10 protein-coding genes and 1 tRNA gene are annotated in these 12,175 nt (G+C 43.9%); 9 read left to right on the forward strand and 2 right to left on the reverse strand.

The window, feature by feature from the left end:
• Positions 1-18: 18 nt before the first annotated feature.
• Entirely contained in the window at positions 19-627 is a 609-nt protein-coding gene (gene aat, locus ACMH5P_RS04385; protein ID WP_459493104.1) for a leucyl/phenylalanyl-tRNA--protein transferase, read from the reverse strand.
• A gap of 225 nt (positions 628-852) precedes the next feature.
• Here aat and ACMH5P_RS04390 point away from each other — a divergent pair, with 225 nt between their 5' ends.
• From ACMH5P_RS04390 to ACMH5P_RS04425, 8 genes are all read left to right on the forward strand, one after another.
• Positions 853-1,515 (forward strand): GNAT family N-acetyltransferase, encoded by a 663-nt coding sequence (locus tag ACMH5P_RS04390; protein ID WP_459493105.1) that lies wholly within the window; start codon positions 853-855, stop codon positions 1,513-1,515.
• A gap of 3 nt (positions 1,516-1,518) precedes the next feature.
• Positions 1,519-2,715: an argininosuccinate synthase gene (argG, locus tag ACMH5P_RS04395; protein ID WP_459493106.1), complete on the forward strand. Its 1,197-nt coding sequence runs from the start codon at positions 1,519-1,521 to the stop codon at positions 2,713-2,715.
• The gene (gene argC / locus ACMH5P_RS04400) at positions 2,715-3,665 is read left to right on the forward strand and encodes an N-acetyl-gamma-glutamyl-phosphate reductase (RefSeq protein ID WP_459493107.1); all 951 of its coding nucleotides are present in this window, start codon (positions 2,715-2,717) and stop codon (positions 3,663-3,665) included. The genes argG and argC overlap by 1 nt, the downstream gene beginning before the upstream one ends.
• A 438-nt stretch (positions 3,666-4,103) precedes the next feature.
• Positions 4,104-5,228: an aspartate aminotransferase family protein gene (locus ACMH5P_RS04405; protein ID WP_459493108.1), complete on the forward strand. Its 1,125-nt coding sequence runs from the start codon at positions 4,104-4,106 to the stop codon at positions 5,226-5,228.
• A 123-nt stretch (positions 5,229-5,351) separates the two neighbouring features.
• Positions 5,352-7,469, forward strand: coding sequence for a peptidylprolyl isomerase (locus tag ACMH5P_RS04410; protein ID WP_459493109.1), 2,118 nt, complete (start codon positions 5,352-5,354; stop codon positions 7,467-7,469).
• Between the two features lie 60 nt (positions 7,470-7,529).
• Positions 7,530-9,200: a gliding motility-associated ABC transporter substrate-binding protein GldG gene (gene gldG, locus ACMH5P_RS04415; protein WP_459493110.1), complete on the forward strand. Its 1,671-nt coding sequence runs from the start codon at positions 7,530-7,532 to the stop codon at positions 9,198-9,200.
• A gap of 70 nt (positions 9,201-9,270) precedes the next feature.
• A complete protein-coding gene (dnaN, locus tag ACMH5P_RS04420; protein WP_459493111.1) occupies positions 9,271-10,395 on the forward strand; it encodes a DNA polymerase III subunit beta in 1,125 nt (374 codons plus the stop codon).
• Positions 10,396-10,467: 72 nt separating this feature from the next.
• Entirely contained in the window at positions 10,468-10,881 is a 414-nt protein-coding gene (locus tag ACMH5P_RS04425; RefSeq protein WP_459493112.1) for a thioredoxin family protein, read from the forward strand.
• A 117-nt stretch (positions 10,882-10,998) separates the two neighbouring features.
• On the opposite strand, the gene ACMH5P_RS04430 is transcribed toward ACMH5P_RS04425, so the two are convergent.
• Positions 10,999-11,811 carry a TerC family protein gene (locus tag ACMH5P_RS04430; protein WP_459493113.1) on the reverse strand — a complete coding sequence of 271 codons (813 nt, stop codon included), beginning with the start codon at positions 11,809-11,811 and terminating at the stop codon, positions 10,999-11,001.
• A gap of 150 nt (positions 11,812-11,961) precedes the next feature.
• Here ACMH5P_RS04430 and ACMH5P_RS04435 point away from each other — a divergent pair.
• Positions 11,962-12,036: transfer RNA gene (locus ACMH5P_RS04435), tRNA-Val, on the forward strand.
• Positions 12,037-12,175 lie beyond the last annotated feature (139 nt).

The following is a 12,175-nucleotide window of genomic DNA, read 5'->3' on the forward strand; positions in this document are numbered from 1 at the left end:
TTTCTGTTGAAATTTAGGCTATTTGACCGTCAATTTAAATTCGCTGGCCCGCAATAACGCCCGGGATAAGCGTCTTTCATATTCCGCTCGCTTGATCTCAATTGCGCCATAGCGCTGAACATTGTCGTTCATAAACTGGGTATCCAACAAATTAAACTCGTTGGCCCGAAGAATTTCGATTAGGTAATGAAAAGCGACTTTCGACGCATTGGAGACCAACATAAACATAGATTCCCCAAAGAAAGCCGACCCAATGTGAACACCATACAAACCTCCCACCAATTTCCCATCCTCATAAGCTTCCACCGAATGCGCGAAACCCATGTTGAATAATTCGACATAAGCCTGAATGATTTCTTCGGAGATCCATGTTTCTTTCTCATACGCCCGAGGAGCAGCACAGGCACGCATGACAGCCTCGAATTGCGTATCAATCCGAATCTCAAATTGATCACGATTCAAAATAGGCTTTAAGGATTTAGCGGGTTTGTAGGTATCAATGGGAATGATGGCACGGGGATCCGGGCGGTACCAATAAATCGTACCATCCCGCTCGGCCATGGGAAAAACGCCGGAAGTGTAGGCATAGATTAAGGCTTCCGCTGTTAAAGAATTATCATTTTCCATGAAATAATCGGGTGAATATTGGGATTTCCCCGCTGAATTACTGAAATTTGCCCCCTATATCTAGACAAAATTAGCGTTTAATCGCGCGGTTTATCAAGAACATGAAGATAAATAATTCAATTGGGTACGTAATCTCCTCGCTACGACGACGAAGATTCATCTTCAGGGTATAGTCCCCTGCAAGATTGATTTACCTATTTGTTTCATTTATACTTGATTCCATTCATGAATTCATATACTGTTCAAATCGCTAGTCAAGCCCATTTTGACCTAGCGAAATCCATTTGCGATGAGATGGCAGAATCTGCCAAAGCACGCGGAACCGGGATTGCGAAACGTACCCCCGAATACCTCCAAGAAAAGATGTCGGAAGGCAAAGCCATCATCGCCACAGACGATGTGACAGGTGAATTTGTGGGTTTCTGTTACATTGAAACATGGCAGCACGGGAAGTTTGTGGCCAACTCGGGTTTGATCGTTAAACCGAGCCACCGACAATATGGAGTAGCCAAAGCTGTAAAATCCAAGGCATTTGAATTGTCACGGACACGTTTTCCCGATGCTAAGATTATTGGGATCACGACTTCTTTGGCGGTGATGAAGATCAACTCGGATTTGGGCTATGAGCCGACCACCTTTTCGGAATTGCCGGTTGATGATAATTTTTGGAAGGGATGTCAATCATGCGTCAACTACGATATTCTAACAAGAACAGAACGTAAGATTTGCTTGTGTACCGGTATGATTTACGATCCGAATCAGGCAAGTCCAAAACCCGAGTCGGATGAAAAGTGGATCTTTTTAAAGAATATTGCCGACTTCACGCAATTGAAAAAAATTAAAGAGAAATTATTAATGCCTTTTCACAAGAAAGGAAAATCCAAATAAAATATGAGCAAGCCGAAAGTAATTTTAGCATTTAGTGGGGGTTTAGATACGTCTTTCTGTGTCAAATACTTAACCGAAGAGCGCGGCATGGAAGTGCACTCAGCTTTGGTAGACACGGGTGGATTTTCACCAGCGGAATTGAAAACCATCGAGGAGAAAGCCTATTCTTTGGGTGTGACGTCTCACGTGACATTAGATGTTGTTGAAGAATATTACCAAGATTGCATCAAGTATTTGGTTTTTGGTAACGTATTGAAAAACAATACCTATCCCCTTTCCGTATCGGCAGAACGTGTTTTCCAAGCGACAGCCGTGGCTAAATACGCGGCAAAATTAGGTGCCAAAGCCATCGCACATGGTAGCACGGGTGCAGGAAATGACCAAGTTCGCTTCGACGTGGTTTTCCGCATCTTGGCTCCTGAATGTGAGGTCATCACGCCTATTCGTGATTTACAATTATCCCGTGAGGCGGAAATCGACTTCTTGAAGTCGAAGGGCGTCGTGCAGGAATGGCATAAATCAACTTATTCGATCAACAAAGGTCTCTGGGGGACTTCGGTGGGTGGAAAAGAAACCTTGACTTCAGACGGCTACTTACCAGAAGAGGCCTGGCCAACGCAATTGACCGAGACGAAACCATCAAAGATTTCCTTGCAATTCGAATATGGCCAATTAGTAGGCCTGGATGGCAAAAAATACCCGAGTTCAGTCGACGCGATTCGTGAATTGACGGCACGTGCGGGGGCTTATGCGATCGGTCGGGACATCCACGTAGGTGACACGATCATTGGAATTAAAGGCCGTGTGGGCTTTGAGGCGCCAGCACCTTTGATTATTATCAAGGCTCACCATTTATTAGAAAAGCATGTATTGACAAAACACCAATTGTACTGGAAGCAGAACATCGGTGATATGTATGGTACTTTATTGCACGAGGGACAATTCTTGGATCCGATTATGCGGAACTTTGAAACCTTCTTGGCAGATACGCAAGACAATGTAACGGGAACGGTACATGTGGTCTTATCGCCTTATCAATTCCAAGTGACGGGAATCGAGTCGAAATTTGACTTGATGTCGTCGGCATTTGGGGCTTATGGCGAAATGAACAAGGCATGGTCGGGCGACGATGTGAGAGGTTTCTCCAAAATCGTATCGAACCAAACGATGATACACCGGAAAGTAAACCAATCGAACTAATGGCAAAAATTGGAATCGTAGGAGCTGCAGGCTACACAGGAGGCGAATTATTACGCATTTTGGTGCATCACCCGGATGTGCATTTGACATGCATCATGTCGAATTCGCAAGCGGGTAAATTGGTTTCGGATGTGCATACCGACTTGCTTGGCTCCACGAATGCCCGTTTTTGTGCCGATTTGAGTCCAGTGGATGTATTATTTTTATGTTCAGGACATGGTGAGTCGAAGAAATTTCTAGCGGCTAACGACATTCCTTGGCATACCAAAATCGTGGACTTAAGTACCGATTTCCGGGATGAATCCGAGGGTTTTGTGTATGGTTTGGCGGAATTCCAAAAGGAAAAAATCCAGTCGGCTACTAAAATCGCCAACCCAGGCTGCTTTGCAACCTCCATCGAATTAGCGTTGTTGCCTTTATCACAAGTGGGATTATTGACTTCGGATGTACATGTGTCGGCCGTTACAGGTTCGACCGGTGCGGGACAGGCGCTTTCTTCAACGAGTCATTTTTCATGGAGAAATAATAACATCAGTATTTACAAGGCCTTTACGCACCAGCATTTAACGGAAATCGGAATGGTATTGGGTGCTAAAAACCCGGTACCGAAAGTGAATTTTATTCCTTACCGAGGAAATTTCTCGCGCGGAATTATGGCGAATGTATATACAACTTATGCCGGAACCCAAGAAGAAGCGATTGAATTATACGAGAACTATTATGCGAATTCTCCCTTTGTCTTTGTGAGTCCACAAGCCGTGGATGTCAAGCAAGTGGTAAATACGAATAAATGCTTTTTGCATTTGGAGGTTCATGATGGGCAATTACTCATTAGTTCGGTGATTGATAATTTAATCAAGGGCGCGTCCGGACAGGCCGTACAAAACATGAATCTGATGTTGGGCTGGCCAGAAACGGCTGGATTGGATTTGAAGGCGATAGGATTTTAGACGTTGGACATTAGACGTTGGACGATATTTTTTTGTAGAGACGCGACACTTCGCGTCTAATTTGACGGTGGACGACCGACGTTAGACATTATTTGTAGAGACGCGACACTTCGCGTCTAATTTGACGGTGGACGACCGACGTTAGACATTATTTGTAGAGACGCGACACTTCACGTCTAATTTGACGGTGGACGACCGACGTTAGACATTATTTGTAGAGACGCGACACTTCACGTCTAATTTGACGGTGGACGACCGACGTTAGACATTTTTTGTAGAGACGCGATACTTCCGCGTCTAATTTGACGGTGGACGACCGACGTTAGACATTTTTTGTAGAGACGCGACACTTCGCGTCTAAAAAACATAAACTTAACCCCAGGTTTTAACCTGGGGAATCCCCTAGGTTGAAGCCTAGGGCTATTAAAAATAAAGAATATGAATTTATTTGACGTATACCCACTCTACCCCATTGAACTGGTGAAAGCCCAGGGAAGTACCTTATGGGATAAGAATGGACAGGAATATTTGGATTTATATGGCGGACATGCAGTGATCTCGATCGGTCATTCGCATCCGACGTACGTATCCAAGATGACTGAGCAATTATCGAACATCGGTTTTTACTCGAATTCGATCGTGATTTCAGGCCAAAAGGAATTGGCAGAAAAATTAGGTCGTATTTCGGGCTACCCGGATTATCAATTATTTCTAACGAACTCAGGAGCGGAATCAAATGAAAACGCCTTGAAATTGGCGTCTTTTCACACGGGTCGCAAGAAGGTCGTGGCATTTACCAAGGCATTCCATGGACGTACGGCGGGTGCCGTGGCGGTGACGGACAATCCGAGCATTGTGGCACCGATCAACGATACTTCCCATGTTAGCTTCCATCCTTTTAATCAAATCGAGGGATTGAATGAGGTGATTACGGAAGAAACGGCGGCGGTGATTGTGGAAGGAATTCAAGGTGTAGGCGGAATTCAAGTGGCATCAACACCATTTTTGCAAGCCTTGCGACAGCGTTGTGATGAAACGGGAGCGCAATTAATTTTGGATTCGGTACAATGTGGCTATGGCCGTTCGGGGAAATTTTTCTCGCATCAATACGCGGGCATTCATCCCGACATGATGACGACCGCGAAAGGCATGGGCAATGGATTTCCGATTGGTGGTGTGTTAATTGCCCCGCACATTCAAGCAAGTTATGGTTTGTTGGGAACAACCTTTGGAGGAAATCATTTGGCATGCGCGGCAGCGAATGTGGTTTTGGACATTATCGAAGAGGAAAAACTTTTAGAAAATGCGACGAAAATTGGAGCCTATATTGAAAAAGAATTGGTTGGAATTCCCGGAATTACGGATGTTCGCGGACGTGGTCTGATGATTGGAATTGAGCTTGAGGCGGCTGTAGGACCGGTTCGGGATGCCCTATTGCATGAACATCATATTTTTATGGGCTATGCGGGGAAACATACGCTTCGTTTGTTGCCAAGTTTGGCAATCGACCGGGCAATTGCGGATCGTTTCTTAGAAAGTTTAAAAAGCGTGTTAAAAGGCTAGATTAGTTTCTCTTCGACTTGCTTTTTCATTAGAAATGTGATTATTTTGCGTTTCTTTTGTTCAAGACAAAGTCGGGAAAATAAAAGAATACAAAGCGTACAAAACAATTAGATAATAGTATCAATGGCATTAATTACAAAAATTAGAGAGAAATCGGGAATTGCGGCAGCGGCTATCGCGATCAGTTTAGTGTTGTTTCTCGTGGGAGCGGATATCTTTCAAGGTAAATCATCCTTATTTGGTTCAAGTTCACAAGAAGTAGGTGAGATCGCGGGCGAAAGCATCATGATTCAGGACTTCCAGAAGAAAGTGGAGGAGGCAACGGCCAACTACACAGCACAAACAGGAAAAGGCCCATCTGAGCAAGAGGCGGCGTCTATTCGTGACCAAGTTTGGAACCAATTCATTTTGGATATCGCTTACAAGAAAGAATTCGATGCCTTGGGATTGAAAGTTTCTGAGGAGGAATTGATTGATATGGTTCAAGGAAATTACATTCACCCTTCAGTACGTCAGCAATTTACGAATCCACAAACGGGTCAATTTGACAAGACATTTGTCATTCAATTTTTAAAGAACTTGAAGACGATGCCAGCACAACAGCAACAAGCTTGGGCGGCATTTGAGAAATCAATCTCTCAGGATCGTATCCGTTCGAAATACGAAAACTTATTACGTTTATCTAATTACGTAACACAAGCTGATGCAGCGAAAGAATACCAATCACAAAATGCGAAATTCAATGCGCGTTTCTTGTTTGTTCCTTTCTTTTCAGTTCCAGATACGACCATCAAGGTAACTGACGCTCAATTGGAAGAATATTTGGCAAAGCATAAGGATCAATTTAAAGGAACGAACACACGTTCGATTCAATATGCAACATTCCCAGTTATTCCAACGAAGCAAGATACGGTTGAATTCTACAACCAAATCAAGAAATTGGCAAAGGATTTAGCCGTTGCTCCGAATGACTCGGCATTTGCCATGTTGAATTCAGATGTTCGTACACCTTACTTATTGCCATACGCTGAAATTCCAGCGGCAGTGAAAACCATGTTGCCAACTTTCCAAGTGGGTGGTATCTACGGTCCTTTTAAAGAAGGATTAACTTATTCAATTTACAAATACGGCGGTGTGAAGAAAGATTCCTTATTCACGATGCGTGCAAGTCATATTTTGATTACGCCAGCAAACAAGTCGGATTCAGCGAAGGCCCAAGCGAAGCAACGTGCAGAGGCGATTTTGACGCAGATTAAAGGAGGCGGAAGCTTTGAAACTTTAGCACAAATGAATGGCATGGATGGCACAGCGCAAAACGGCGGTGACTTAGGCTATTTCAAGAACAATGGTTCGATGGTTAAATCATTCGAAAAAGCTTTGTTTGGCTTTAACGGAACTGGTTTAATGCCTGGCGTTGTTGAAACGGAATTCGGTTACCACATTGTGAAAGTAACGGATGCTAAATCAAATACGAGCTACAAATTAGCGGCGATCAATAAGGCAATTGCTCCAACGCAAGCTACTTTAGACAAGGTATTTACGCAAGCGGACGCTTTTGCCAATGCGAATGGAACTTTAGCGGCATTTGAGGTGGCTTTGAAGAAAGACAAATCCATCATCATGATGCGTGCGGATCGTTTACAAGAGAATTCGTCGGCGGTGAACAACTTAGCCAATGCACGTGAAATCGTTCGTTGGGCCTTTGATGAGAACACGGCGGTAGGTGATGGTTCGAAGAAAGTATTTGAGCAAGACAACCAATACATCGTAGCTTACTTGACAGGAAAGACAGACAAAGACAATGTGAAGGTAGAGGATTACCGTATTGAATTAACGGCTTTGGTACGTAACCAATTGAAAGGAGAGCAAATCTCGAAGAAATTAGCGGGTATCAAAGGTACGTTGGAGCAGATCGCACAGAAGTATGGTGCAGGAGCTTTGGTAGAAACGGTACAAGATCAAACCTTAGCGGGTGGTATGTTAAACACTGCGGGTCCAGATGCCATTGCATTGGGTCGTATCGCTGGTTTGAAAAATGGCAAGCGTAGTTCCGTATTCGTAGGAGATAACGGTGTGTTTATCGCTGAGAAAACAGGTGGTGTAGCAGCTCCAGCCTTAGCGGATTACTCGCAATACAAGAATCAATTGCAGATGATGGGTGTTCAGCGTTCATCATTCTACATCAATGAGGCAATCAAGGAAAATGCCAAGATTGTTGATAAGCGTTACAAGTTCTATTAATAGACCTTTTCCAAGACAAGAAAAGCATTCTGGAAGGGATGCTTTTCTTGTTTACAAGCCATGAAAAAGCAAATACGGACGTGGATGATTTGGGTTGTTGCAGGAATAATACTTCTGTTGGTGAGCCCCTATGTCCTCATCCGATGGGATTTGAGTGAGGAGAAAAAATTCACCTTGAGCGAATCCACGATTTCAACCTTGCAGTCGCTGGATGGTCCGATTCGCATCAAATTATACCTTGCAGGTAATGACCTCCCAGGTGGCTTCAAACGGCTCCAAAAAGCGAGTCTGGATATGTTGCGTGACATTCAGCGAAATAGTCCGCAAACGATCACGATTGAGACGGTCAACATCTATGAGGAATTCCCGGATTCGAAGGCTCGTGAGGAACAAATCTTTTTATTGGACTCCTTGGGATTACCGCCCACCAATATCGTCAATAACGAGGGGGGCAAGCAGGTGCAGCAAATGGTCTTTCCAGGTTTGGTGATTGAAAAAGGGGATAAACAAGCGGGTGTATTGCTGTTAAAGGGCAATCAATTAGCCACTCCGCAAGAAGTGCTCAACCAGTCGGTCGAAGGCCTCGAATACGAGATTATGCAAGGGATCCAAACCTTGACGCAGACGGATCGTAAGAAGATTGGTTTTTTCTTGGATTACAGTAAGGTTCCGGCCATCAAGCAATTGGGTTTGATCGCGTCATTGCGAAAGTCGTATGATTTGTATCCGGTGGATTTGAGCGCGTCGGCAACCTTGGAGGGCTTGGATGCGATATGTGTGATACAGCCGAATCGGAAATTCAGTGTGGATGACCAATATAAAATTGACCAATTTTTGGTGAAGGGAGGAAAGGGCATATTCTTTCTTGAGGGGATACATATAGATACGATCCAAGGCCAGGGATTGGTCACATCGGTGATGGATGTGGGATTGAATGAGATGTTATTTCGTTATGGTTTGCGTTTGAATGCCAATATGGTGAAGGATGCCCAATTGAGTGGGATGATCCCTTTGCAGGTGGGTAACTTTGGAGACAAGGCCAATATACAATTGATGCCATGGCCGGCATTCCCTTTGTTGACAGGTAATCCATCGTCGGTCATCACGAAGAATTTAGATGCAATTTACGGACGTTTTGTATCGAGTATCGATACGGTGTCGGGAAGTAGCGGATTAAAGAAAACGGCCCTGTTGGCGACGAGTCCCTATACGCAAGTCCAAAAGGCACCGGCTACCCTACCCTTTTCCTCATCGGGCAAGGATTTTGATCCGGAGCAATATAAATCGGGTTCGCAGGTGATATCGTATTTATTGGAGGGAAAATTCAAGTCGATCTTTGTGAATCGTCCTTTGCCACCGGATAGTTTGTCGAAGGGCTTTGTGGCGCAGGGCGATCAAGAGGGAGGATTGATTGTGGTGGGTGATGGCGATTTGGCATTGAATGATATTGATCCGAGTACGAAGGGGCCTGCGGGATTGGGTTATGATCCATTTTCGAAGCATCTGTTCGCTAATCGGGATTTTATTTTGAATGCCTTTCATTATTTATTGGATGACCAAAGCGCCTTATTGGCGCGAAATAAAGACATCCGTTTGCGGCCTTTGGACAAGGCGAAGGTTCAGGAGAAGCGGGGATATTACCAGCTATTGAATGTGGCGGTTCCGGTGTTCTTTGGGCTTTTGATCAGTCTTTTGGTAATTGTATTCCGTAAGCGTAAATACGCAGCATAACACTTGGCTTTGTAGTCAAATTGATTTAACTTCAAGGTCTGAATTCAACATTAACCCAACAAGCAATACAATGAAATTTTTAGTAGCCTCGAACGTCTTATTGAAGCAACTTTCAGCCATTAATGGTGTGGTAGCGAGCAATCCAATTATTCCTATTTTGGAAAACATCTTAGTGGAGTTGGAGGGCAATAAATTGATGTTGACGGCGTCGGATTTACAGACGGTGATGACGACGACGGTGGAGGTTGAGGGATTTGAAAATGGATCGATTGCCTTACCGGCACGATTGTTGTTGGAGACCTTGCGTAGCTTACCTGAGCAACCGGTAACAATCGGTGCGGATGCAGGAACATTTGGTGCGGAGATTGCGACACAGAATGGTCGGTTTAAGTTGAGCGGTGAGAATCCGATCGACTTCCCACGTATTCCGGAGGTCGCGAAAAATCAGTCGATTTCCTTATCGGCGGTGACCTTGGGTGAGGCGATTGCGAATACTTTGTTGGCGGTCTCGAATGATGACATGCGTCCGGCGATGACGGGGGTATTGATTCAGATGATGGGGGATCATACGAATTTTGTGGCGACGGACGGACATCGTTTGGTGCGTTACCGCAGAACGGATTTGAAAACGGAGGGTAGTAGCTCGTTGATCTTGCCAAAGAAGGCTTTATCGCTTTTGAAATCAACATTACCGGCGGATGAAACACCGGTGACGGTTGAATTTAGTTCATCGAATGCCTTCTTCAGTTTCCAAAGTTTTCAGTTGATTTGTCGGATCATCGACGAGCGTTTCCCTGAGTACGAGAACGCGATTCCGAAGGAAAACAATGAGATCTTGACGATTAATCGTTTGGAGTTCTTGAGTTCGGTAAAGCGTATTTCAATTTACTCTAATAAGACGACGCACCAGATTCGTTTGAAGTTGACGGCCAATAAGTTGACCCTTTCCGCAGAGGATTTGGATTACTCGAACGAGGCGAATGAGGCTTTGGCTTGTGATTATGCGGGCAAGGACATGGAGATTGGATTCAATGCGAAATTGATTTCGGAATTATTGGGTAATTTATCTTCGAAGTTTGTTGACATTAAATTAAGTGAGCCAAACAAGGCGGGATTAATTATCCCATCGGATCAGGATGAGGCGGAGGATATCTTGCTGTTGGTGATGCCGGTGATGCTTAACTCGTACAACTAAGAGTTAAGAACTAAGAGATATTAAATTAACATAACAAGCGACTCGTGACTAGCGACTAGCGACTTTAAAACCATGAAAAAGCTATTAAGTATTCTATTTATTGCCCTTTTAACCTTGCCTGCATTTGCGGAAGGCGATGGGGTCAATTTCTTTGAGGGAAGTTTTCGTCAGGCGTTGGCGAAGGCAAAGAAGGAGAAGAAAATGGTCATGTTAGACGCTTATACGTCGTGGTGTGGACCTTGTAAGGTTTTGAAGAACAAGGTATTCCCGAATAAGGAGTTGGGCAATTACATCAATGAGCATTTTGTCTCGATTGGAGTGGATATGGAAGCGGGTGAAGGCCCAGCTTTGGCAAATATGTATCCGATTGAGGGTTATCCAACCATCTTGTTTTTAGATGCCTCAGGAAAGATTAAAAAGAAGATTTTGGGCTTACCTCAGGGAGGGGCTAAGGAGTTGTTGGGTGAAGCGAAGAAGGTGAAATAAATTAGACGTTGGACGATAGACGTTTAACGTTAAATCCCGAATTTTTAGAGACGCGATAATTCGCGTCTTTTTTTTGTCTTCTCTAAAATAGCATTCCCAAGGTTTAAAGTCTAATGTCTAAATGATCCCCTCCTCTTCCGCCTGGTTCTTCAAATCATGAATCTCAACGGGTTTCTTGGAGCGCTTGCGCATTTGGATATTAATGAATTCCACGAACAAGGAGAAGGCGATGGAGAAATACAGGTATCCTTTCGGAATTTGACCGATGCTGTTATTGAGGATGCTGAGTTCGGAATCGTGGCTGGCTTCGGCGATGAGCATAAAACCGATCATGATGAGGAATGAGAGGCCCAAAACCTGCAAAGACGGGTGATTATTCACAAAACGACCTACCGGACCGGAGAAGCCCATCATGATGATGGCAGAGGCAATTACGGCGATGATCATAACTCCCATGTTATCGGACAAGCCGATAGCCGTTAAGATCGAATCGATCGAGAAGACAAGGTTGATTAGGGCGATTTGGGTAACGACTTTGGCAATGCTGTTGACCGCCTTACCGGATTGGGCAATGTGCTCCTCCTCCCCTTCTAATTTCATGAAGATTTCGTTGGTGGCTTTATAGAGCAAGAATAATCCGCCGACGAACAAGATGATGGCTTGACCACTGGGAGCCATTTTAAGGAATCCCCAATCGATGTGCGCAAAGGGTTTTTGAAGCGAAATAAGGATAGAAATTCCGAACAAAAGAATAACCCGAAAGATCATGGCGAGAAAAAGACCGATGTTACGGGCTTTGGCCTGATCTACTTTAGGTAAACGTGATGCGGTGATGGAGATAAAAATGATGTTATCAATTCCCAAGACGATCTCCAAAAAGGTTAAGGTGAATAAACTGATCAGATTATCCAGACTAAATAATGATTCCATGTAAAAAAATATTGAAGCGTAAAGATGGTGTGTTTCAGGCAGATAATCAATCAAAAGTGCATTTAGACGAAAATTTATCAACTTTTTTTAAGACCCTATTTGCATAAAAAAAATAAAAAGTAGATATTTGCAAACCGATTCACACGGAATGGTCTTATAGCTCAGCTGGTTCAGAGCACCTGCCTTACAAGCAGGGGGTCCTAGGTTCGAATCCTAGTGGGACCACATACATTACATTCAAATGCCTGTAAATCAATGATTTATGGGCATTTTTATTTTACAGGTACAATATAGGTACAAGTTTCAACTCATTTCATTCTCCTACTTCCATTTGCTTTTGATTACACAATAAAGCATTTATTAT

It is taken from the genome of Aquirufa sp. 5-AUSEE-100C1 (assembly GCF_054558655.1).